General features: G+C 67.5%; 24 protein-coding genes. 9 read left to right on the top strand and 15 right to left on the bottom strand.

Translation table 11 applies throughout. The annotated features are described in order from the left end of the window. Positions 1 to 11: 11 nt before the first annotated feature. From ACTT2I_RS00530 to ACTT2I_RS00520, 3 genes are read right to left on the bottom strand one after another with little or no spacing between them, the layout of a single operon-like run. Positions 12 to 422, bottom strand: coding sequence for a VOC family protein (locus ACTT2I_RS00530; protein ID WP_088434618.1), 411 nt, complete (start codon positions 420 to 422; stop codon positions 12 to 14). Positions 423 to 449: 27 nt separating this feature from the next. Next, on the bottom strand, positions 450 to 872 hold the full coding sequence (locus tag ACTT2I_RS00525; RefSeq protein ID WP_421100280.1) for a VOC family protein: 423 nt from the start codon (positions 870 to 872) through the stop codon (positions 450 to 452). A gap of 26 nt (positions 873 to 898) precedes the next feature. Beyond that, entirely contained in the window at positions 899 to 1,318 is a 420-nt protein-coding gene (locus ACTT2I_RS00520; protein WP_088434616.1) for a YciI family protein, read from the bottom strand. Between the two features lie 189 nt (positions 1,319 to 1,507). Between ACTT2I_RS00520 and ACTT2I_RS00515 the strand changes: the two genes are divergently transcribed. Then, positions 1,508 to 1,882, top strand: a complete 375-nt coding sequence (locus ACTT2I_RS00515; RefSeq protein WP_088434615.1) for a YciI family protein — start codon at positions 1,508 to 1,510, stop codon at positions 1,880 to 1,882. A 6-nt stretch (positions 1,883 to 1,888) separates the two neighbouring features. On the opposite strand, the gene ACTT2I_RS00510 is transcribed toward ACTT2I_RS00515, so the two are convergent. Beyond that, a complete protein-coding gene (locus ACTT2I_RS00510; protein ID WP_421100281.1) occupies positions 1,889 to 3,973 on the bottom strand; it encodes an SMP-30/gluconolactonase/LRE family protein in 2,085 nt (694 codons plus the stop codon). Between the two features lie 139 nt (positions 3,974 to 4,112). On the opposite strand from ACTT2I_RS00510, the gene ACTT2I_RS00505 reads away from it, so the two are divergent. Beyond that, positions 4,113 to 5,639: a hypothetical protein gene (locus ACTT2I_RS00505; RefSeq protein ID WP_421100282.1), complete on the top strand. Its 1,527-nt coding sequence runs from the start codon at positions 4,113 to 4,115 to the stop codon at positions 5,637 to 5,639. A 9-nt stretch (positions 5,640 to 5,648) separates the two neighbouring features. Here ACTT2I_RS00505 and ACTT2I_RS00500 read toward each other — a convergent pair whose 3' ends face one another. Continuing rightward, a complete protein-coding gene (locus ACTT2I_RS00500) occupies positions 5,649 to 6,422 on the bottom strand; it encodes a lytic transglycosylase domain-containing protein (RefSeq protein WP_421100283.1) in 774 nt (257 codons plus the stop codon). Between the two features lie 252 nt (positions 6,423 to 6,674). On the opposite strand from ACTT2I_RS00500, the gene ACTT2I_RS00495 reads away from it, so the two are divergent. Next, complete coding sequence (locus tag ACTT2I_RS00495; RefSeq protein WP_293984426.1) at positions 6,675 to 8,279, top strand: EAL domain-containing protein; 1,605 nt, start codon at positions 6,675 to 6,677, stop codon at positions 8,277 to 8,279. Between the two features lie 9 nt (positions 8,280 to 8,288). Here ACTT2I_RS00495 and ACTT2I_RS00490 read toward each other — a convergent pair whose 3' ends face one another. After that, on the bottom strand, positions 8,289 to 9,236 hold the full coding sequence (locus ACTT2I_RS00490) for a polysaccharide deacetylase family protein (RefSeq protein ID WP_421100284.1): 948 nt from the start codon (positions 9,234 to 9,236) through the stop codon (positions 8,289 to 8,291). Between the two features lie 106 nt (positions 9,237 to 9,342). Next, complete coding sequence (locus tag ACTT2I_RS00485) at positions 9,343 to 10,545, bottom strand: MFS transporter (protein ID WP_421100285.1); 1,203 nt, start codon at positions 10,543 to 10,545, stop codon at positions 9,343 to 9,345. Positions 10,546 to 10,854: 309 nt separating this feature from the next. On the opposite strand from ACTT2I_RS00485, the gene ACTT2I_RS00480 reads away from it, so the two are divergent. Beyond that, complete coding sequence (locus ACTT2I_RS00480; RefSeq protein ID WP_421100286.1) at positions 10,855 to 11,757, top strand: LysR family transcriptional regulator; 903 nt, start codon at positions 10,855 to 10,857, stop codon at positions 11,755 to 11,757. Between the two features lie 176 nt (positions 11,758 to 11,933). After that, entirely contained in the window at positions 11,934 to 13,538 is a 1,605-nt protein-coding gene (locus ACTT2I_RS00475) for an ABC-F family ATP-binding cassette domain-containing protein (RefSeq protein WP_421100287.1), read from the top strand. Between the two features lie 76 nt (positions 13,539 to 13,614). Here ACTT2I_RS00475 and ACTT2I_RS00470 read toward each other — a convergent pair whose 3' ends face one another. After that, complete coding sequence (locus ACTT2I_RS00470) at positions 13,615 to 14,946, bottom strand: GTP-binding protein (protein WP_421100288.1); 1,332 nt, start codon at positions 14,944 to 14,946, stop codon at positions 13,615 to 13,617. Between the two features lie 70 nt (positions 14,947 to 15,016). Here ACTT2I_RS00470 and ACTT2I_RS00465 point away from each other — a divergent pair, with 70 nt between their 5' ends. Next, on the top strand, positions 15,017 to 15,388 hold the full coding sequence (locus ACTT2I_RS00465; RefSeq protein ID WP_088434605.1) for a MerC domain-containing protein: 372 nt from the start codon (positions 15,017 to 15,019) through the stop codon (positions 15,386 to 15,388). A 22-nt stretch (positions 15,389 to 15,410) separates the two neighbouring features. On the opposite strand, the gene ACTT2I_RS00460 is transcribed toward ACTT2I_RS00465, so the two are convergent. Next, entirely contained in the window at positions 15,411 to 15,686 is a 276-nt protein-coding gene (locus ACTT2I_RS00460) for a metal-sensing transcriptional repressor (protein WP_421100289.1), read from the bottom strand. A gap of 51 nt (positions 15,687 to 15,737) precedes the next feature. Here ACTT2I_RS00460 and dmeF point away from each other — a divergent pair, with 51 nt between their 5' ends. Next, positions 15,738 to 16,775, top strand: a complete 1,038-nt coding sequence (gene dmeF, locus ACTT2I_RS00455; protein ID WP_088434603.1) for a CDF family Co(II)/Ni(II) efflux transporter DmeF — start codon at positions 15,738 to 15,740, stop codon at positions 16,773 to 16,775. Between the two features lie 21 nt (positions 16,776 to 16,796). Here the strand turns inward: dmeF and ACTT2I_RS00450 are convergent, their stop codons facing one another. Next, on the bottom strand, positions 16,797 to 17,081 hold the full coding sequence (locus ACTT2I_RS00450; protein ID WP_088434602.1) for a hypothetical protein: 285 nt from the start codon (positions 17,079 to 17,081) through the stop codon (positions 16,797 to 16,799). A 182-nt stretch (positions 17,082 to 17,263) separates the two neighbouring features. Between ACTT2I_RS00450 and ACTT2I_RS00445 the strand changes: the two genes are divergently transcribed. Next, positions 17,264 to 17,683, top strand: a complete 420-nt coding sequence (locus ACTT2I_RS00445) for a hypothetical protein (RefSeq protein ID WP_088434601.1) — start codon at positions 17,264 to 17,266, stop codon at positions 17,681 to 17,683. 148 nt (positions 17,684 to 17,831) lie between these two features. Here ACTT2I_RS00445 and ACTT2I_RS00440 read toward each other — a convergent pair whose 3' ends face one another. Beyond that, complete coding sequence (locus ACTT2I_RS00440; protein ID WP_253247762.1) at positions 17,832 to 18,395, bottom strand: REP-associated tyrosine transposase; 564 nt, start codon at positions 18,393 to 18,395, stop codon at positions 17,832 to 17,834. 115 nt (positions 18,396 to 18,510) lie between these two features. On the opposite strand from ACTT2I_RS00440, the gene ACTT2I_RS00435 reads away from it, so the two are divergent. Continuing rightward, positions 18,511 to 19,353 (top strand): class I SAM-dependent methyltransferase, encoded by an 843-nt coding sequence (locus tag ACTT2I_RS00435; protein ID WP_421100290.1) that lies wholly within the window; start codon positions 18,511 to 18,513, stop codon positions 19,351 to 19,353. Between the two features lie 12 nt (positions 19,354 to 19,365). Here the strand turns inward: ACTT2I_RS00435 and ACTT2I_RS00430 are convergent, their stop codons facing one another. From ACTT2I_RS00430 to ACTT2I_RS00415, 4 genes are all read right to left on the bottom strand, one after another. Beyond that, on the bottom strand, positions 19,366 to 19,542 hold the full coding sequence (locus ACTT2I_RS00430; protein WP_088434600.1) for a hypothetical protein: 177 nt from the start codon (positions 19,540 to 19,542) through the stop codon (positions 19,366 to 19,368). A 114-nt stretch (positions 19,543 to 19,656) separates the two neighbouring features. Then, on the bottom strand, positions 19,657 to 20,469 hold the full coding sequence (locus ACTT2I_RS00425; protein WP_421100291.1) for an alpha/beta fold hydrolase: 813 nt from the start codon (positions 20,467 to 20,469) through the stop codon (positions 19,657 to 19,659). A 503-nt stretch (positions 20,470 to 20,972) separates the two neighbouring features. Then, on the bottom strand, positions 20,973 to 21,305 hold the full coding sequence (locus ACTT2I_RS00420) for a hypothetical protein (protein WP_421100292.1): 333 nt from the start codon (positions 21,303 to 21,305) through the stop codon (positions 20,973 to 20,975). Positions 21,306 to 21,475: 170 nt separating this feature from the next. Further along, on the bottom strand, positions 21,476 to 22,615 hold the full coding sequence (locus ACTT2I_RS00415; protein ID WP_421100293.1) for a YncE family protein: 1,140 nt from the start codon (positions 22,613 to 22,615) through the stop codon (positions 21,476 to 21,478). Positions 22,616 to 22,779: the final 164 nt, after the last annotated feature.

The following is a 22,779-nucleotide window of genomic DNA, read 5'->3' as shown; positions in this document are numbered from 1 at the left end:
GCGGCGGGCGATCACCCTGGTTCACCGTCCATGTGCGCGATTTCCCACAGGTGCCCATCCAGGTCCTGGAAGCCACGCTGGTACATGAAACCGTAATCGCGCGCGGGCTGCGGCTCGCGGGCACCGGCCTTCAACGCCTTGTCCACCAGCCCATCGACCGCCTTGCGGCTCTCCGCCGACAGGCAGGTGATCACCTCGGTCTGGCGCCGCGCGTCGCTGATCGGCTGGGTCGTGAACTGCGCGAAGAACGGCTCCACCAGCAACATCACGAAGATGCTGTCGCTGATGATCATGCAGGCCGCGTTCTCATCGGTGAAGGTCGGGTTGAAGGTATAGCCAAGGGCGGCGAAAAACGTCTTGGACGCCTCCAGATCGCGCACCGGGAGGTTGACGAAGATCATCTGCTGCGTCGTGCTGGTCATGCGGAGGGTTCCTGTTGAACGGAAGAATCAGGGCTGTTTCATGCAGTTGACCATCCACGGCTTGCCGTAACGGTCGATCAGAAAGCCCCAACGATGGGCCCAGAAGGTTTCGGTGATCGGCATCTTGATCTCGCCACCGTCGGCCAGCGCATTGAACACGCGCTCGGCCTCCTCGATCGAGTCCACATCGATGTTGATCGTTGTGCTGCCCTGCCCGTCGGGCGACGGGCCGTCGGCGGCCATCAGGATCGCCGAGCCCACCTCCAGTTGGCTGTGCGCGACGTGGTCCAGTGTCTCCGGCGGCATCTCGCCACAGCCCTCCTTGCTTTCCATGGGCGGCATGTCGCGGTACTTCATTTCCGAGGTGACCTTGCCGCCCAGCACCTGCGCGTAGAAGGCCATGGCCTCATGGGTCTTGCCGTTGAAGCCGAGGAACGGAATCAGTTTCATGGGAATGCTCCAGGGATGCGGGGGGATTAGTCGGCAGCGCCGATCTGGTCGCGCAGACGCTGTTCCTGCGCCTGTAATTCGGGAGTGAAGGCGGCGCCGAAATCCTCGGCACTGAGGATCGGCCGCAGCTCGACCACATCGCCAGCGGCGAACGGCGCGCGCTTGAGCCACTCGGTGGCCTCGTCCAGCGAGCGGACCTGCCAGAGCCAGAACCCGCAGACCAGTTCGCGGGTTTCGGCGAACGGGCCGTCGATCACGCGCGGCGGTTCGCTGCCGAAGGCCACCCGGCGTGCGCGCGAGGTCGGGTGCAGGCCCTCGCCCGCCAGCATGATGCCGGCCTGGACCAGCTGCTCGTTGTAGGCGCCCATGGCGCGGATCTCCTGCTCGGTGGGCAGTTGACCGGCCTCGGTGGCCGCCGTTGCCTTGACCAGTACCATGACTTTCACGGGGTGCTCCTGTGTGCAAGCCCGGAACCCGGGCCGTTCACTGGATACAACGAGCCGGCGGGGCGGAAATCGACAGGCCCGACCGATTTATTTTTCCATCGCTGAACAGGGCACCGCTGCGGCGTTGCAACACGCCGCGAGCGCGGGCTGGGGCATCATGCGGATTCCCCCGCCCACCCCGGTCCGGCCATGCAATTTCTTCTGCTGATCTATATCGACGAGGGCCTGTTGCACGCCCTGCCCGGCGACGAATACGACCGCCTGATGCACGACTGCCTGCAGCACGCCGACCGGTTGCAGGCCGAAGGCACGCTGGTGCTCGCCCAGAAGCTGGAACCGGTGGACAGCGCGCGCACGCTGCGCGTGCGCCAGGGCCAGACCCGCATCACCGACGGCCCGTTCGCCGAGACCCACGAACTGCTGGCCGGCTTCAACCTGATCAACGCCCCCGACCACGCCGAGGCGATGCGCATCGCCCAGCAGTTCCCGTGGTCGCGTTTCGGCAGTATCGAGGTGCGGCCGCTGGCCGACATGGACGCCGAGCGCGTGCGCGTCGGCGCCTGAGGCAGCTCAGGGCAACAGCGTGACCTTCAGATCGCGCGGGCCGATGGCCTCATTGCCGCTGTAGTCGCGCGCACTGCCACGCAGAATGTACTCGCCGGCCGGCAGCGCATCCGGTTGCCAGCGTCCGGTCTCGACCAGGCCGTCACGCACGGTATTGGTGACCAGGTAGCGGAACCGCGTGACCGCGCTGCCATGCACGGTGATGCCGCTGTCCGGTGCGTAGGCCACGCGCGTAGCGCTGTCTTCGCGCGGCATCCGGTTGAACACGATGTTGAAGCGCGGCTGCTCGTAGCCGGCCAGCGGCTGGCCCTGTGCGTTCAGCACCTGGTAGCCGACCTGGTACAGCCCCAGCCGACGGCGCGGCAGGTTGCGGTCCACCTGGTCCCACGCTTCCACCACGATCTGCACGCCCGGGCCCTGGCGGGGGATCGCAACGCGTCCGTCGGCACCGGCCTTGATCGGCTGGTCCAGATCGTCCAGCACGGCGACCTCGGTGATGCGCGGCGCGAACGTATCGGCATAGCCGGTGAAGCCCAGCGCCACCGCATTGCGCTCGAAGCCACTGGCGCCCACGCTCAGGTGGACATGCGCCATGCGGTTGATGCTGCCCAGCGTTTCGCCGGCGGCGAAACGGGTGCCGCGACGCACGCGGATGCGCTCCAACGTGCCGTCCTCACCCGACACCTGCTGCCAGCGCGGATCGAACGCACGATCGCGCGGGTCACGGCCGACCTTCATGTGGATGTACTTGAGCCGGCCCAGCGAAAGGCCTTCGGCCTGGCCGCCGACCGACCACGCCGCGAACGGCGTATCGACCTTGCCATCGGCGATCGCCAATACCGGCTGGCCGACATCACCGCGGATGTCGAAGCCGCCATGCAGATGGTGGCGGCTCTCGCCCTTGAAGTCGCCGCGCACTTCACCCAGCGTGCCGACCACCTCATGCCAGCCATCCTGCGGGGCCAGTGGCCAACGGCCGGCGGTGTCGGGCAACGGCGCGTCCGGTGCCGGGCCGATCAGGGCCGGCGGCGCAGTCTGGCCCGCGGCCAGCGCACGCAGCCGGTGCACCCGGTAGGACGCGGCATCGGCCAGATACAGCCCGCCCTCAGCATCCAGTGCGAGTGCGGTCGGCCGGGCAAAGCGCGGCTGCGGCGGCACACCCGCCAGGGCGAGCTGGTGGCCCTGCGCCGAGATCTGCACCACCTTGCCGTTGATGTCGCTGGCGTAGATCACCCCGTCATGGGTTACTGCCACGGACAGGGGCCCACTGAGCAGACCACCGTCGGCCACGCGCGTGCTCAGCGTGCCATCCGGCGCAAGCTGGCGGATCGCGTTGTTGAACAGGTCGGCGATCAGCAGATTTCCCTGCGGATCCAGTGCCAGCGCGACCGGCGTATCCAAGCGGGTGCCCGCGCCGATGCCGTCCATCAGCCCTGGGCACTCGCCACCAGCCAGGGTATGCACACGGCCATCGGGCTCGATCACGCGGATGCGGTCGTTGTAGGTATCGGCCACATACACGCGGCCACCGGCGTCCACCGCCACCCCCATCGGTCCATCGAACCGCGCCTGCGCGGCTGGCCCATCGACGAAGCCCCGCTGGCCATCACCGGCCAGCGTGCTCACGGTGCCGTCCACCGCGATGCGGCGGATCACGTGATTGCCGGTGTCGGCGACGTAGACGTTGCCGGCCACATCCAACGCGATGCCGGACGGTGTATTGAACTGCGCCTGCAGCGCGGCGCCATCGCGCCAGCCCTCGCCGTGCCCGGCCAGCGTGTCCACGCGGCCGTCGGGGTGAACGCGGCGGATGCGATTGTTGTCGCCGGCATCGGCGATGTAGACCACGCCGTGCGCGTCCACCGCCAGTCCGTAGGGATCGGCGAAGCGCGCCTGGGCGGCGGGACCTTCGGCGCTGCCACCGACACCGTCGCCGGCCAGCACGCTGAACTGCGGCGACCAGCCGAGCACGGTCGCCACCGGGCCCGGCGGCGGCGCGGGCGCGGCCGGTTCGCGCAGGAAGGTCCATGCCAGGGCCGCCGCCATCAGGGCTGCTATCAGCACCACCATTGCCCATCGTCCGCGCGTCATCGCTGTCCTTGCCTGCTGCTGTTCGGGACACGACCTTAGCCGCTCGTGGCGTGCCTGCAAACCCTGCACAACGAATGCGACTTGTGTGGACGCCACGTTCCGGTTTCAATCAGCGTTCATTCCATGGAAGGACAACGTGATGCAGCGCCTGCAACGTCATCGTATTGCCATGGTGCTCGCGCTGGCGATCGCAGGCATCAGTGCCGCCCACGCCCGTGCCGACACCGGCGATGGCACGGCAGCACCGTCGGCGTTGGCCCTGCGCGACGCCGTCGCCGATGCAGCCCGTCAAGCTGCACAGGGCGACACGCTGGGTGCATTGATTGCCTTTGAACGCCTGCTGGCGAGCCCTGCCCTGCATACCCTGTCCAAGGCCGACCGTCTCGAGGCCTACACCCAGGCAGCATGGACCGCGCTGCAGACCGGCCAGACGGGGCCCGCACGCACGTACCTGCAGAGCGCACGCCAGCTGTCGCCGGATGAACCGCGTGTGCTGTATCTGCTCGGGACGCTGGATAGCCAGGAGGGCAATCCCCTCGAAGGCATCCGGAACACCACCCGTGCCGTGCAGCTGGCCCCGCAGTTCGTGGGCGATGTCAGCATCGGCATAGCCGCGCAGTTCCTCCAGCAGTTGCAGGGCGAAGACGAGGCAGTGCGCGCGTTCCTTGAGGTGCTGTTCGCGCATCAGTGGAAGCCCGGTGGCGTGGAGCCGACAGATTTCTGGCGTGCACTCGCGCTGCTTCAGATCAACGCCGACCAGTCCGAACGGGTCGCGGCCACGCTTGCGCGCATCGACACACCGGTGGAAGTCATCGCCCTGCGGGCGGACAAGCGTTTTGATCGCTTCATCGATCGCGACAGCCCTCGCTTCGATCCGCAGCTGGCGGCCCAGCGCCATCTGGACACGCTGCGGCTGGACACGCTGCTGGCGCCGGAGAACGTCACCGCGCTCTCGGCGATGAGCGAGGCGATGCTGCTGATGGGAAAGAACGACGAAATCCTGTCGATGACGGACCGGGCGGCCAAGGCGGCTGCCGATCCGGGCATTCCGGACGTGTTCGAGGGATCCGGCGACCTGGCGTGGCTGCTCAACAGTCGTGCCATCGCCCAACGACGGCTGGGCGACATCGAGACGGCGATGGCCACCATGACGCTGGCGGGCCGTTTCTGGGAGGGTGGCGGCAGCAATGTCAGCCAGCGCCTGAATCTGGCCGTGTGGCAGACCGGCACGCTGCAACCCCGCCAGGCGCTGGAGACCGCTGATGCCATCGGCAACAGCCTCAGCCCGTACGGTGAAGCGGTGCAGCAATGGGTGCGCTTTGCGGCCTATCGCCAGCTGGGCGATGCCGCACGTGCCGAACAGGCAAAGGCATGGCTCCAGGCGCATGACGATGTTGCGGCAGGCTATTTCATGGATGCCTTGCTGGAGGACAACGCCTTGGACGCCGCTGCCGCGCATCTGATCGGCAGACTGCAATCCACCCAGCACCGCAGCGATACCCTGCTGTCGGTCCAGCGCTTTGTCACCGTGCCCTCGCTGCCCGGCGATGCCGAGCGCGATCGTCGCTGGTGGCAGGTGGTGGCGCGCAGCGATGTGCAAGCGGCGTTGAACACCGTCGGCCGCAGTGACGCGTACGGGATTGTTGCGCGCGGCTCCTCACGCTGACCCCGGTTCCTACTTCGCCGGCGTCTCCACCTTGAACCCCATCGCTTCGCGATAGCGCACGTACAGCGCACTGACCTTCTCCACGTAGGCCAGCGTTTCCGCATACGGCGGCACGCCCTTGTAGCGCGTCACCGCACCGATGCCGGCGTTGTACGCGGCGGCCGCCAGCACGCGGTCGCCCTTGTAGCGGCGCAGCAAGGCCTTCATGTAACGCGCGCCACCGCTGATCGACTGTTCGGCCGAGAGGGGATCGGCCACGCCGTATTCGGTGGCGGTATCGGGCATCAGCTGCATCACGCCCTGGGCGCCCTTGGGCGAGATCACGCCCGCATCGAAGCCGCTCTCGGCATGGGCGATCGCGCGCAGCCAGGCATCGTCCACGCCGGTGGCCTTCGCGGCCGCCTTGAACTGCTTGGCATGCCGGTTCAACTGCGGCGTGCCGACCTTGCCCAGCCCTTCGTGCGCCGGTTCGCCCGGTGGGGTGGCCACGGTGAATTTCAGGAACACGCGCGAGCCCGGCAGGTTGCGGGTCGAGTAGACCAGCGCGCCATCCTGTTCGCGCTCATACAACGTGCCGCTGAAGACGCCCATGTTGCCCCACAGGTTGGGGGTCTGCACGGCGTTGTCGTCGATCTGCTGCGGGGTGCATCTGGAGCCTGGCTCCGGTGCGGTGGCCAGGCTGACGGTGTTGCTCTGCACGCAGCGATAGACCGTGCGCGCCGATGCCAGGCCAGGCAGCAGCAACGACAACAGGGCCAACACGGCAGGCAGGGTCGGATTCATCGGGCTCGGATCGGGGCACGCAGGGGTGCGGCGCGATCATCCGGCCGGGGGCGCGAACCGAAGGTGAATACCGGCGTGCTCCGGTGACGGATCAGCCCTGTTTGGCGGAAGACGATCCCGACAGCACCGCCCGCTCCCGCGGCGAATGGTTCCAATCCCTGCCCGCTGATGGTCATATAGGGTTCCCGGGCCACACGGGGCAGGACTGCCCGCGGCCGTGAGCCCCTTCCCCGCCAGGGCATCGAGGTCTGCTTGAACCGCGCCAGGATCATTGCCGCCACCGTAGTGCTTGCCCTGCTCGGCGCCCTGGTGCCGATCGCCACCGTGTTCTATTTCACCTGGAGCCGCGCCAGCGAATCCGAACAGGTGCGGCTGCAGACCACTGCCGAGCGCACCCTGCAGCGCGCGCATCGCGCCTACGAGATGGCGCTGACCACCCTGCACGAACTCAACCAGAGCACGCTGGCGCCCTGCTCGCCCGAGCACCTCCAGCTGATGCGCAGCCTGGTGATGCGCACGCATTCGGCCGAGCAGGTGGGCTATTTCGAGAACGGCCGGCTGGTCTGCAACTCGTGGGGGCCGGTAAGCGCGGAGATCCCGCAGCCCACGCCCGGCTATGTCACCGCCGAAGGTGCCGGCATCACCCTGGGCGTGCGGCCGTTGGCCGGCAGTGCGCAGCAACCGTTGATGGCGCTCAGCTACGGGCACTACGACATCCTGATGGACCCGGCCCGGCTGGTCGATGTGATCGCCGACCCCAACGTGCGCCTGGCCGTGGCCAGCCCCGACGGCCGTCTGATCGCGCAGCAGGACATCCAAGACCAGGTCCTGCTGCAGCGGCTGCTGCGCGAACCGGCCAGCGGCATGGAAGACCAGACGCTGTATGCCACCGCCCAGGACCAGGAGTGGCTGGCGATCGCCACGGCCCCCCGCACCGATCTGGTCGCCGCGTTCCGCCATCAGATCGGGCAGTTCATTCCGCTGGGCGTGCTGGGCGCGCTGGCGGTGATCTCCGGCGTGGTGTGGCTGTCGCGGCGGCGGCTGTCGCTGCGCGGCGAACTGGCCACGGCGGTGCGCAGGCGCGAGTTCTTCATGCATTACCAGCCGATCATCGAGCTGGACACCGGCATCTGCGTGGGCGCTGAATCACTGGTGCGCTGGCGTCGCCCGGATGGCACCCTGGTGCGGCCGGACCTGTTCATCCCACTGGCCGAGGAAGCCGGCTTGATCGAGGCGCTGACCGACCAGGTCATCGACCACGTGATCGCCGACATGCGCGAGCTGCTGGTGCAGGACCGCACCGCGCATATCGCGATCAACCTGGCCGCCGAGGATGTCAGCAGCGGGCGGGCGTTGAAGGTCCTGTCGGGCAAGCTGCATGGCACCGGCATCCACCCGCAGCAGATCTGGCTGGAAGCAACCGAACGGGGCTTCATCGACATCCGGCGCGCGCGCACCAGCCTGGCCAATGCGCGCCGGATGGGCCACTGCGTTGCGATCGATGATTTCGGCGTCGGCTATTCCAGCCTGCAGTACCTGCAGCAGCTGCCGCTGGATGCGTTGAAGATCGACAAGTCGTTCATCGATGCGATCGGCACCGACAGCGCGACCAGCCCGGTGACCTCGCACATCATCGACATGGCCAAGACGCTGGGCCTGTTCACCGTCGCCGAAGGCGTGGAAACCCCGGCACAGCTGGCCTACCTGCAGGCGCGCCAGGTGGAATTCGGCCAGGGCTGGCTGTTCTCCAAGGCACTGCCGCCGGCCGAGTTCCGGGCCTTCCACCAGCTGCGCCAGCAGCAGTATGGTCAGGCCCGCGAAGACATGCAGAACCCCAACAGCGACACCCCGGCCTGAGCCGGCACGCTACTCCGCGTCGAGCCCGGCCAGCGTCATCACCCATGCCGGCACCTGCGGCTCGCCCGCATAGAACGCCTTCGGCTTGTTCTCCGCCATCGCCCAGCGCTGGATCCAGCTGATGCCACCGGCGCCGTTGTAACCATCGGCGTGCTGGTAGGCGGGGTCCTGCAGTGCCGCCTCCAGCGAGATGAAACGATAGCCCCGCCGCCGTGTGGCCGCGACCAGTTCCTCCACGCAATCGGCGCTGAGCGCATTGGCATGGATCAACCACACCTGCGCAGGCAACCGACCCAGCAGCTGCTGCCCCTGCTGCTCGTAGTAGTCCAGCTTGTTGAGCATGTACGGCACGTAGCCACGGCGCAGCTGGCGCAGGCGGGCCTCACGCGCGATGGGATCGGCCTCGGTATCGCGCACATGATCGTAGGCGAACGCCCAGATCCATTCGCTGTTGTCGACCGTGACCGGCGCGACCTGATACCCATGCTGCCGCAGGAACGCACCGAGCGCGGCGCGTTCTTGCGGCGACTGCCCGGCACGCAGATACGGATGCCGGAACCAGCGGGGTGCCTGCCCGGTTTCGGCCAGCAGCGGGCGCAGGGTAGCTTCACCGCGCAGGATGTCCTGCTCATACGCGGGCAAGCCGATCGCGTGCAGATCCACATGGCCGTGGGTGTGGTTGCCCAGTTCGAAGCCGGCATCGCGCCAGTCGCGCAGCATCTGCACCCGCGCCGGTTGTACCCGCCCATCCACCTCCAGTTTGACCTCGTTGACGAAGCCCACCACCGGCACGTCGGCGCGCTTCAAGGCCGCGATCAGCTGCGCGTGGCGGGCAGCAAGCTCGGGCTCGACGCGTTCGTCCAGCCGCTGCCAGGGCAGATCGTCGATGGTCAGCGCGATCCGCCGCTCCGGCCCGGCCGCGTGCGCGATGCCGGCCAGGCACAGCAGTGCCAGCACGCCGCTTCGAAGGACCCCGTTACGCACCCGCCACTCCCATTGCGATACCCGGCCCCAGCATAGCGCCGGGTATCGCGGCCCACCTTGCCGGGTGCGGCGGCTGGGCTCAGTGCCCCGTGGGCGCCCAGGCGCGCGGCTGGCGCAGCACCACCATCAACGTGGCCAGCAGCAGCACCAGCAGCACGGCCGGCAGCCAGCGCTCGCCCACGGTTTCCAGCATCACGCCGCCGAGGATGCCAGCCAATGCGATGGCCAGGTTCCAACCAGTGACCACGAACGATTGCGCGATATCCCCGGCCTCGTCGGCACGTCGTGCCACCGCCGTCTGGAACTGCGTGGCAACGCCGCCGAAGGAAACACCCCACACCACCGTGCCGATCAGCAGCACCCACGGTGAGCCTGGCCACACGCCGAACGCCACGGCCGACAGCGCGAACGCCACGGTGCTGGCGACCACCAGCTCGCGCAGCCAGCGATCCACCAGCAGCCCGGTGATCCAGATGCCGACCAGCGCGGACACGCCGAACACCAGCAGCAGGCGGTCCAGCCACGCCGCCGCGCCGGACAGCGCCGCGAAGGGTTCGATGTAGGTGTACAGCACGTTGTGCGCCAGTACGTACAGGAACATCGTGAGCAACGCGGTGCGCATGCCGCGCAGGCGCAGCACGTTGCCCAGCGGCTGCTGCGCGGCCGCGCCCGGGGCCGGCAGGGGCGGCAGCGCCAACCGCGCCCACACCAACAGGCCGACGCTGAGCAGCGACATCAATCCGAACGCCCAGCGCCAGCCGATGGTCTGGCCGAGCAGCGTGCCGGCCGGGATGCCGAGCGACAGCGCCAGCGGCGTGCCGACCATCGCCACCGCAATGGCGCGTCCCTGCAGCTGCGGCACCACCATGCGGCTGGCATAGCCGGCCACCAGCGACCACAACAGACCCGCACTGATGCCCGCGCAGAAACGCGCGACCAGCATCAAGCCGTAGTGGTGCGTCATCGCGGTGATGGTGTTGACCACCACGAAGCCGGCGATCGCGGTGAGCAGCAGCGGGCGGCGTGGCCAGCGCCGGGTCAATGCGGTCATCGGCAGCGCGGCCACCAGCGAGCCCAGCGCGTAGATCGTCACCAGCTGCCCGACCAATGCACGGCTGACGCCAAGATCAGCGCTCATCGGCGACAACAGCCCGGCCGGCAACGCCTCGGTGAGGATGGTGATGAAGCCCGCGCAGGCCAGCGCCAGCAGCCCGCCGAGGGGCAACCGGGTGGCGGCATTGGGCAGGCGAACTGCGGTGGCATCAACCGCGTGCCCGCTCATGGCTGCACCTGGGTGGCGCGCAGGCCCGGTGGGTGCGTGGGGTCGCGGAGGTCAGGGAAAGAGGACATGGCGGTGCCGGGAAGTGAGGGAGCGCCACGGTAGGCCCAGAGCACCCGGTGAAACAGCCGGTTGGCGCTCCGCACATTCCGGAGCGGGGAGGCCGCAATCGGCAAGGCGCCGTCCCTGCAAGGTCTTCGGCCCCCATCGCCCCCGCGCGCACCACAGTGTTGCGGGTAGATGCCGCAGCCTCCCGCCCCGGCAGCGCTGCCGACCGCTACAGTGCCCGCTTTCCTCCCCGTGCCACCGCCCATGTCAGCCCTGGACAATCTCGGCAACCTGCAGACCTTCGTGCAGGTGGCCGACACCCGCAGCTTCGTCGAGACCGGCCGCATGCTCGGCATCTCCGCCTCGGCGGCCGGCAAGACCGTGTCCCGGCTGGAGCAGGCACTGGGCGTGCGGCTGTTCCATCGCAGTACCCGCAGCGTCACCCTCACCGCCGAGGGCGAGCGCTTCCTGGTGCGCTGCCGGCGCATCCTCGATGAGCGCGATGCCGCCCGCGATGAGCTGATCCAGCAGACAGAAGCGCCTACCGGCGTGCTGCGGGTGAGTCTGCCGCTGGTCGGCGACATCTCGCTGCCGCTGCTGACCGAGTTCATGGCTGCCTACCCCGGCATCCGCCTGGAGCTGGATTTCGATGACCGCCTGGTGGATGTGATCGAAGAAGGCTTCGACGCGGTACTGCGGGTCAGCGAGCCGACCGACTCGCGTCTCAGCGCCCGGCAGCTCGGCGTGTTCCCGCGCTATCTGGTGGCCTCACCGGACTACCTGGCCCGGCGCGGTACCCCGCGGGCGCCCGAGGACCTGCTGCACCACGACTGCCTGCACTACCGCTTCCCCAGCAGCGGCAAGCTGGAGCCGTGGCCGCTGCCGCAGACGCCCGGCGCTGCGCCGCTGGCCCTGCCGATCTCGATGGTCAGCAATACGATCGAAGCACGGTTGGCCTTCGCCATGGCCGGGCGCGGCATCGCCTACATCCCCGAGCACTCGGTACGCGAGGCGCTGGCGGACGGCCGGCTGCAGCGTGTGATGGCCGACCGCATCCATGCCTGCGGCACCTTCTACCTGCTGTGGCCCTCGGGCCGCCACGTGCTGCCAAAACTGCGGGTCTTCATCGATTTCATCAGCGCGCGGCTGACCGGCGTGAGCTGCTGAGCAGGCCGCGTTCATCGGCCTTGCGCCGGGTGGTTTTATACTGGCCGCGCGGCAGCCAGCCGCCTTTGTTGCCGAGGTAGGCCTACATGCGCCATTGATGCCGCCGTCGTCTGACGGCCAGTCTCCCACCCGCCTGTTCTTCAGGAGGGGAGTCCTTGGCATCCAATGGAGGTCGCATGACCGCATTCGCACTCACGCTCGATCGCGTGACGCATACCCTGCCCGACGGACGGGTCCTGTTTTCCGAACTGTCCGCCGCGTTCGACGGCACCCCGACCGGCCTGGTCGGGCGCAACGGCGTGGGCAAAAGCGTGCTCGCACGCTTGCTCAGCGGCGATTTCGCGCCCACCTCCGGCCGCATCCTGCGCAGTGGGCCGGTGCACCTGCTCACCCAGCACAGCGGCGTACCCGAGGGCCGCATCGCCGACCTGGCCGGGGTCGGTGCGGTGCTCGATGCCCTGCTCCGCATCGAAGCCGGCAGCGTCGATCCCGACGATTTCAGCTGCGTGGGTGACCACTGGGATCTGCGCGAGCAGCTGCAGGCACAGTGGCACCTACTCGGGTTGCCCGCACTGGATCCCCTGCAGCCGGCGGCCACGCTCAGTGGTGGCCAGGCGATGCAGGTCGCACTGGCCGGTGCGTTCCTGTCCGGTGCCGAGGGGCTGATCCTGGATGAACCCAGCAACCACCTCGACGCCGACCACCGCGCACGCTTGATCGATGCGCTGAAGCGCTGGCACGGCGGCCTGATCGTGATCAGCCACGACCGCACGCTGCTGCGGCACATGACGCGCATCGTCGAACTGACGCCCAGCGGGCTGCGCCAATACGGCGGCAATTACGATCACTACGCCGAACAGAGACAGGACGAGCGGCGCAGTGCAGACGCCCAGCTGGCCCTGCGCAAGCGCGAGCGCCGCCAGCAACAGAATGAGCTGCGCGATCAGCGCGAGCGCCTGGAACATCGGCAGGCACGCGCCACACGCGAGGCACGCACCGCCAACCAGGCGCCGATCCTGCTGGGTGGCATGAAGAACCGCAGCGAGCACAGCGCCGGCCGATGGCAGGCGCAGCAGACCGAGCGTCGCACCGAACTGGATGCGCGCGTGCGCGAGGCCGCCAGCGAGGTGGAGCAGGACATCGAGATCGCCCTGCTCGCGCCGGTGATCCATCAGCCCGGACCGCAGCGCGTAGCCGAGCTGATCGGTGCCGAACTGCCGTGGGTGCGGGCGCCGTGGAAGACACTGGATCTCACCGTGCAGCGCGGCCAGCGGATCGGCGTACAGGGGCGCAACGGCAGCGGCAAATCCACGTTGCTGAAGGTGTTGGCGGGCACGCTGGCGCCGGTGTCGGGACAGGTCGAGGTGGCGGCCAGTGTCGCCCTGCTCGATCAGTCACTCACGCTGCTGCCGGACGATGCCTCGGCCTTGTCACTGCTGCAACGCGCGCATCCGTTGGCCAGCGAAGGCACGCTGCGCACGCAGCTGGCCCTGCTCGGCCTGGATGCCGAGCGCAGCCTGCGGCCGCTGGCCACGCTCAGCGGCGGCGAACGGTTGAAGGCGGCGCTGGCGTCGGTGCTGTATGCGCAGACGCCGCCGCACCTGCTGCTGCTCGATGAACCCGGCAATCATCTCGACCTGCCTTCGCTGACCGCGCTGGAGCAGATGCTCAGCCAGTACACCGGCACGTTGATGATCGTCTCGCACGATCACGCCTTGTTGGAGTCCGTGCAGCTGACGCATCGCCTGAAGGCCACGGAAAGTGGGTGGCAGCTGATGTAAGCGTGAGGGCGGACGTATCCCGCTCAAGCATCGGACCTGAGGCTGGAGATCGATCTGCGTTCCGGCATCCGTTTGTTCATGCACGCGCCCACGCCGGAAACGCATCCGGCAGCAACTGCCACAGCAGCGGCCCGGCACGCAGTTCCTCATCGTTGAGCAGGCAGACATCCAGCTCGGCACGCACCGCATGCTCGTCCATTGCCACGCCGATCACCGCCAGCTCCTGGCGGCGGTCGCCCCACCAGGGATGCCACAGCGTGCGCATGGCCTGGTACTCGCCGGCATCACCGACCTGTTCCACGCTGGGCAGCGGCGCCGTCCAACACGCGGACTGCTGGCGGGCCCAGCCGATATCCGTATAAGGCACGCAGGTGGGTGGCAGCGCTGGCGCAGTATTCTCCAGCCCCGCCTCCATGCGCTCGCGCGAGGCGTACCAGAAGCCCGCGGCCGAGGTCTGCGTAGCCGCACCGACGCTGGAGAGCTCGCCCACCCAGTCCATGCGGTTGGCCAGCCAGAAGAAACCCTTGCTGCGGATCACGCTGCCCAGCCCGGTCTCCAGCAAGCGCGCGAAGCGCTGCGGATGGAACGGCCGGCGCGAGCGGTAGACGAAACTGGTGATGCCGTACTCCTCGGTCTCCGGCGTGTGCTGCCCACGGAGCGCCTGCATCCAGCCCGGCGCCAGCTGCGCTTTGACGAAGTCGTAGCGGCCCGTATCGAGCACTTCATGCAGCGGCACATTGCCGTGTTCGGAGAGCACCAGCCGCGCCTCACGGTTCATCGCACGCAACACGGCCAGCGTGGACTGCAGCGTGTCGTCATCGATCAGATCGCACTTGCTCACCACGATCACATTGGCGAACTCGATCTGCTCGGCAAGCAGATTGACCACGCCACGATCGTCGTCCTCACCGGCCTGCTGGCCGCGGTCGATCAAGCGATCGCTGGAGCCGAAATCGTGCAGGAACTGTGCGCCATCGACCACCGTCACCAGCGTATCCAGCCGCGCGATGTCGCTGAGGCTGAAGCCCTGCTCATCGCGCACCGAGAAGGTCGCCGCGACCGGCATCGGCTCGGCGATGCCGGTCGATTCGATCAGCAGGTAGTCATAGCGCCCCTCCGCCGCGAGCCGGCGCACCTCCTGCAGCAGGTCATCGCGCAGCGTGCAGCAGATGCAGCCGTTGCTGAACTCCACCAGCGTCTCCTCGGTGCGGCTCAGCGCGGCGCCCCCCTCGCGCACCAGCTGCGCATCGACGTTGATCTCGCTCATGTCGTTGACGATCACCGCCACCCGGCGGCCCTCTCGGTTGCGTAGCAGCTGATTTAGCAGGGTGGTCTTGCCGGCGCCCAGGAAGCCGGACAGCACGGTTACTGGCAGACGCGAATCGAAGAAGGCAGCAGAGGCAGTCATGGCGGAGCAGGTCTGGAAGCGGAATGAAATGTTACTATATAACATTAACTGACCAAGGCCCCCACGCCCCATGAAGCGATCCTCTGCCCTGTTGGATGCCGGCGCCATTGCGCTCTCCGGCCTATGCCTGCTGCACTGCCTGGCCCTGCCGCTGCTCGCGGCGATGCTCCCGCTGATGGGCGTATGGGCTCAAGCCGAATGGGTGCATGCCCTGTTCGTGGCCATCGCCGCACCGGTCACCGGCTTCGCGCTGTGGCGCGCGCATCGTCAGCATCGCCTGCCCGTTCTGGCGATGGCCGGCGCCTTGGTCGGGCTGCTGTTGCTGCTGGCCGGCGCCATGGGCTGGCCGAGCCATGAGGCCGAGACCCCGATGACCGTGGTCGGCAGCCTGCTGTTGGCCAGCACGCATGTGTGGAATGCCTGGCGGCGGCACCGGCACTGAGCCGGCGTGCGCGCTGCGCGGCTTACTTGCCGTAGGCGCGCAGCAGCTTGACCAGCACCTGCGCCTCGGCCGCGCGCTCGGCCGGATCGTCTGGCTCGACCACGTGCTCCTGCAGATGCTCGTCCAACAGCGCCATCAACAGCGCGTGCGCGGCGCCACGCACGGCCGAGGCCTGCATCAGGACATCGGTGCAATCGGCCTCGGCCGACTGCAGGGAGGCTTCCAGCGCGGCGACCTGGCCGGCCATGCGGCGGACCCGGGCCAGCAGCGGCTTGCGGTGGTGTTGAACGTGCGACATGGGGCCGGAGCATATACCCTATGGGGGTATATTCCAATGTCCGGATTCCCCATGATCCTCAGCGCTGCCGCCGACGCCCGCCGCCACACCCATCGCTTCGACGATGGCAATCCCCTCGCCGAGCGCAGCACGCAGCGCGCGCTCTGGCTGACCGCCGTGATGATGGTCGTGGAGATCATCGGCGGCTGGTGGTTCAACTCCATGGCCGTGCTCGCCGACGGCTGGCACATGAGCTCACATGCGCTGGCGCTGGGCCTGTCCGTGTTCGCCTACGGATTCGCCCGCCGCCACGCGCACGACCATCGCTTCACCTTCGGCACCTGGAAGGTCGAAATCCTGGCCGGTTACACCAGCGCCATCGCCCTGCTTGGCGTGGCCCTGTTGATGGCCGTGCAGTCCGGGCAGCGCCTATTCGTGCCCAGCGCCATCCACTACAACGAAGCCATCGCGATCGCGGTGGTCGGGCTGGCGGTGAACCTGCTGTGCGCGTGGTGGCTGCGCGACAACCATGATCATGCGCACCACCATCATGGGCATCATCATGGGCATGGGCATGCCAACGCGCACGAGCACGGACACGGCAATGACCATGGCGGTCACGGCGGTCTCGCAGAGCACCATGGCCACGCTCATGCCGCGCACGGTCCCCAGGACCTGAACCTGCGCTCTGCCTACCTGCACGTCATCGCCGACGCCGCCACATCGGTGCTCGCGATTGCCGCACTGATCGGCGGCAAGGTCTGGGGCGCGGCGTGGCTGGACCCGGTGATGGGGCTGGTCGGCGCCGTGCTGGTCACCGTCTGGGCGATCGGCCTACTGCGCGATACCGGCCGCGTGCTGCTCGATGCACAGATGGACGCCCCGGTGGTGGCGGAGGTGCGTGAGGTGATCGAACAAGGGCCGTGGTCGGCGCAGCTTTCCGATCTGCACGTGTGGCAGGTCGGCCGCGGCAAGTATGCGGTGGTAGCCAGCCTGGTCAGTGCCGACCCGCTCGGCGCCGATCAGGTCCGCGAAGCCCTCTCCGTGCATGAGGAGCTGGTGCACGTGACGGTGGAAGTACACCGGTTAGATGCCGCGCTGCCGGCCTGATCAACGCACCTCAGTAACACCTCACTGCTTGAACATCATCCCGACCAGGAACAGCACCAGCGGCGCGGCGCTGAGCACCGCACCGACGATGCCCAGCCACGGCCAGCGCTCCTGACGGACGCGCGAGCCGACCGTGGCGATCAGGCCCACGGCTGCTGAAGCGAGCACCCCGATCGAGACACCGGTGGTGCTGGCGCCTGCGGTGACCCCGTGGTTGGCGGCGGTGGCGATGTGGGCGGCAAAGGCCCCGATGGGGAGGCCGAGGAAGCTGACGAGGCCGAGCAGCGGGAGTCGCTGCGCAGACATCGGGACGCCCGACGGTGGGCGCGGCGCTTGCGGAGAATCTGGCGGCACGAGGTGTCTCCTGAGAATCGCGTCACCGTACACCATTGCCTACCGGCGACGGGGCACGGGGCACGGGGCACGCAGACGGCATCTTTTCACGCCGTGTTGGACAATGCTCCAACACCCGCCGCCAAGGATCTGCCATGCGCGTACTGACCAGCCTGCTCTTCCTGTCGCCGCTGCTGTTGACCGGCTGCGGCAAGGACAACAGCGCCGGCGTGTTCTCGTCCGACCCGATGCTCGGCTGCTACGCCACCCACGCGCGCAAGCCAGCCGAATTCCGCATCGAGCAGCAGAGCGGCCAGTATTACGTGTCCTTCAATCGCGATGAGCAATGGCAGCGCGATGCCACGCCGCTACAGGAATCCAGCCGCGCCGAGATAGCCCAGTTCTTCCGCGACGATGCCGACCAGATCAACAAAGCGCTGGTCCGCCCGGGTGGCGGCTTCGGCATCTTCAAATTCAACCCGGGCGCCACGCTCAAAGGCAAAGCCAAGGACAGCGACTACATGGCGCTGGTCCTGATCGGTGCCGGCCCGGTGTTTCCGGTGAAGTGCCCCTGATGGCCAATGCCTGTTGCTCCCGCCCACCGGGCCACTGATACCGGCGGCGACCGACCGCCCGCCGGCACCGGTGGCCCGGCCCGCAACACCCATCCCCGACATCGCCCCACCCGCAGTCGTACACAGGCGGGAATCCCATCCCCATACTTCAACATGGCGCCTCCGGCTCGCGGCGGCCGCGATGGATCGAGCTGTACGGCCATTGCGTCGCATCCCTCACGTGCCCGTGCTTGACCGGGTTGTGGTGCACGTAGGCCACGTGTCGCTGCAGATCCTCGGCGTCGACGATCCGGTGTTCACGAAAGCCGTTGTGCCAGAGCGGCCGCAGGCTGCGATCACGCCGCAGCTGCAGCCGCGGATCAACCATCGGCAACTGCCGGTCGAAGATCGCCTGGACCTGCGCCCAGCGCCGATGCCCCTCCTCGTCGCCCTCCGGCAGTGTCCAGACGCCATGCAGATGATCCGGCAGCACCACGATCGCGTTGATCCGGAACGGCCGCGCCTGCTGGGCCACCCGGAACGCCAGCCGCAGGACCTGCGCCTGCTCCACCAGCAGGCTGCTGCTGCGATCGCGCAGGTGGGCGCTGAAGAAGTACGCGGTGCCGCTCGGCCAGAGGATGTGGTCATAGGACATGACCACAGTATCCAAAGCGGCCGGCCGCAGGACGATCAGCGCACTCCCTGTGCGCGCCTCGGAGACCGGCGCATACACGGGTCGGTCTTCCGTCATGAATGGGCCACATGAGGGCTGGCCGATGGCTTCTCAGGTACGATGCCCACCCCTGACCGACATACCGCCTGGCGCCTGCGCCGCGGCCCTGGATCCCGTGCCCCATTACACCGGCCCCCTGCTGACCCGCCCGCTCGCCGAGAGCCTGACCCGCGCCCGCGATGCCGGCACCGGCGAATGGACCGGCTCGCTCGACCTCGGCCGCTCCACCGGCACCGCCACGCTGGCGGCCGACCACTGGCAGTGGAAGGGCCAAACCTACGCCTATCCCGGCAAGACCAAGGACCGCACCCTGTACTACTGGGACGGCGAGGAATTCCTGGCGATCTCGCGCTTCGGCTCGGCGCTGATCAAGCTGGTGCCGACCGACTGGGACGCACCGACCTTCGAGATCGACGGCATCAAGATGCTGCCGAGCGCGCAGGTCTCCCCGTTCGAGGATGCCCGCCGCAAGGTCGCGCTGATCGCGCCGGCTGGCAAAACGGTGTTGGATACCTGCGGCGGCCTGGGCTATTTCGCCGCGTGCTGCCTGGAAGGTGGCGTCACCCGCATCCGCTCGTTCGAGAAGAACCCGGACGTGCTGTGGCTGCGCACCCTCAACCCGTGGTCGCCAGATCCGGACGCGGAGAGCAGCGGCGGCCGCCTGGCGCTGAGCCAGGGTGACGTGTCGCAGGAGATCGAAGGGCTGGAGACCGCCTCGGTCGACGCGATCCTGCACGACCCGCCGCGCTTCGGCATCGCCGGCGAACTGTATTCACAGGTGTTCTATGACCAGCTCGCGCGCGTCATCCGCAAGGGCGGCCGGATGTTCCATTACACCGGTGCGCCGAACAAACTGACCAGCGGCCGCGATGTGCCGCGCGAGGTCGCCAAGCGTCTGGAAAAGGCAGGCTTCAAGGCCGAGCTGGCGATGGATGGGGTGCTCGCGATCAAACGCTGAGCAAATGGCTGGTCAACTGCCGCGAGGCAGTTTGGCCGCCCACATGTTGTCGACCAGATTGGGATAGCGCCGCCCGTTTTCCTCGGCGCGCTGACGTGCCGCATCCTTCTGCGCCTCGGAGAGCGGCTGCGTCTTCTTCTTCCCGTTGGGACTGGGCTTCTTCCAGGGCGGCGTCTGGGACTGGCGCATGGGTGGTCTCGTGTGGTCTGGCGCTACAGTTTTGCTACGCGGGTACAGCGTACAACAACGCCCGACACGTGATCTCAACGTGCCGGGCGCGTAATGCGAAGGACGACCTGCGACTTACTTCTTCAGGAAGTCCAGCAGCGCCTTGTTGAACGCATCGGCATGGCTGGCATTGCAGCCGTGCGGCGCGTCCTTCAACACCACCACTTCACTACCGGCGATGGCCGCATGGGTGCGCTTGCCCGAGCCCTCGAACGGCACCGTGCCGTCGCTGTCACCGTGCAGCACCAGGGTCGGGACCGTGACCTTCTTGAGGTCGCCGCGGAAATCGGTCGTGCCGAAGGCTTTCATGCAGCCCAGCGCCGCGGTCTGATCGGACTGCTGGCAGAGCTTGATGGCCGCCTGACGCTCCTCCTCGCTGACCTTCAGCTCGCCGTTGGCGCTGAAGAAATCCTTGGTGAATCCATCGAAGAACGTGTCGCGGTCCTTCTCCAGGCCTTGGCGCATTTCATCGGCCTTTTCCTGCGTCAGCGGGCCCTCGGGGTTGTCGCTGGTCTTGAGCATGTACGGCGGTACCGCCGAGGCGAACACCACGCTGTGCAGCCGTGACTCGCCGTGCTTGGCGACATAGCGCGCCACTTCACCACCGCCCATCGAGAAGCCGACCAGGGTGGCGTCCTTCAGATCGAGATCCTCGAGAACACCGGCCAAATCGTTGGCGAGTGTGTCGTACTCGTAGCCATCGGCCGGCTTGTCCGAGCGCCCGAAGCCGCGGCGGTCGTAGGCCACCACGCGGTAGCCCGCCTCGCGCAGCGCGGGGACCTGGGCCTTCCACGATTCGGCCGACAGCGGCCAGCCATGGATCAATACCACCGGGCGGCCGGTACCACCGGAATCTTCAACGTGCAGGCGAACGCGGGAAGCAGCCATGGGAACTCCTTGAAGCGATGGGGAAGGAAGTTCGATCCTAGGGAGAGGGGGTTGGGTGAGCCGTGAAAGAAAGCGGCAGGGCGCTGACGTGGCGTGCACGGGGCTGACTGATACCGGCCGGGGCATTCAGCGGTGACAGGGAGGAATCGGGCCACGATCTCAGGATCTGCGACACCTCAGGACGATAGTTGCGATGGGGCATCGTCGAAAGTGGGAGCCGGTACATGGATTGTGATGAGATCACGTCGGAGGCTGCTACCGGCACGCCTGCCGGGCTGCCCGGCCCTGCCGAGGGCGCTTGCTGCGGGCTGGCTGTCACCCTGCTGCTGCATGGCCTGGGTGGGCACCCTGCATCCCGCGCGGCATTCAGCGCTGCACTGCGGCAGACCCCGTTGACCGAGCGTTGTGCGAGCTGCGCCAGCTATGTGTTGTTGCGTGGGCGCACGGTTCCGTAGACAGGGCGTCGCACAGCGAGGCGTCTCAGAAAGTGCTCATGCCACGATTCATTGACGTTGGTCGTCAAATCCCATCTGACGACGCACCGTCGACGCAATGGGCAGGTCCGCCGGAGAATCCGAGTACCCCACGATCTCCAGGCCGGTAATCCGGCCGTTGAGACCAAAGACAAGCACGCCCACCTCTTCCCCGCTGGATGTCTCGCCGATTGCGTCGGCAACCACCTCGGCGATCTCTCCCGCTCCTAGGAGCCTGAAGTCCACGGATGCGCAGCCGCAGCCACAACGGCTGACTACGTTGAGGGATTCCAGATTTTCCAATGAAGGGAGCTGTATGCCTTCCACCGGCGCGGACTGTACAGCGTGCCTGACCACGTCCATCCAGTGCGTCGAGATACGTCTAACTGCCATCCTTGATCTGTTCATGCGTACGAATACCGCGGGCGTTGCGCCAGTCTCGCATCATGGCCTACGCGGGAACAGTCCATCCAGGGCAATGAATACGAAACCGGCCGCCCCAGGCGGCCGGTCCCTGTTCCAGCTGCAGTGCGTTACAGCGCAATCCGAGCAACAGACTCTTCACTGCCCTTCGGCTCGCTGTCACCGTTCTTGACGGTCACGTACAGCACGTTCTTCTTCGCATCCAGCGCCAGGCTGTTCGGATGCGTCGGCACCGCGTACGTCGCCACCTGCTTGTAGGTGTCGCTGTTGTATGCGGTGACGGTCCCGCCATCGCGGTTGGTCACGTACAGGCGCTTGCGAGGTGCATCCAGCAGGATGCCCAGCGGGCCGGCATCGGTCGGGATGCTGGCCAGTTCCTTGCCGGTGGTACGGTCCAGCACCAGCACGCGCTGGCCCGGATGCTTCGATTCGAAGCCCGAGCTGCTGGCCTGGTACTTGCGGATCATCTCCGAGCCCTGGTCGGTCACGAACAGGCGCTTGCCCGCCGGGTCCAGCGCGATGTTCATCGGCTGCTCCGCACTGACCTTGAAGCGCTGCTCGACCTTGCCGCTGTCGGTGCCGACGGTGACGACCTCGGCCAGCAGGTTGGAGGTGTAGACGCGCTTGGCCTTCGCATCCAGCGCCAGACCCGGTGCCTTGGCATTGCCCAGACCCGGAATGGTGTTGATGACCTTCAGCGACTGCGTGTCCACTACGAACAGCACGCTGCCCTCACCCGAGTGACCGGTGACGTACAGCCGGTTGTTGGCGCCATCAACGACCAGCTCGCGCAGATCGTGGGTGTAGGCGGCCTTGCCGTCCTTGCCGACCTTCTTTTCCATCAGCTGCACGATGCCGACGGCCTTGTTGGTAGCGGTGTCGACCACGGTGACCGAGGTGTCGACAGTGTTACCGACGTAGAGGCGGTTGTTGGCGTCGTCCAGCACCACGCCGAAGGCCTTGCGCTCCAGCGGGATGGCGGTCTCGACCGCCAGAGTTTCCGGGTTCAGGCGCAGCACCTGGGACGGACCGGCCGCATCACCGAAGCCACCCGAGGAGGCGACGAACACGGCGTTCTGCTTGGGGCTGAAGGCCAGCTCATAGAGGCCCTGGGCGACGGCTTTGCGCTGGACGTCAGTGGCGGTGGCCGAGGCGGCGGCCTGCTCCGCGGCGAACGCGGACGGCGCGCCAAGGCTCAGGGAGATGGCGAAGGCCAGAGCGGCCGAGCGGATTACGGAATTGCGAAACATGCGAGCTTCCTTGAAGGGGCACGGGAGGGTGTCCTGGCTCGCTGGGCCGTACATGTGACGGCCGGCCCCGCATCTGTCTGCGCTGGGTGGGCTGGCTGGGTTTGTGGGGAATGGTAGCAGGCCCGGCGAGCACAAAGCAGTTGGCCGCTTGGAGAAGTAGCCTT

Origin of the sequence: Stenotrophomonas sp. PUT21, from assembly GCF_052232875.1 — a bacterium.
GTDB lineage: Bacteria > Pseudomonadota > Gammaproteobacteria > Xanthomonadales > Xanthomonadaceae > Stenotrophomonas > Stenotrophomonas maltophilia_N.
This window is presented reverse-complemented; position numbering and strand designations above follow the sequence as displayed.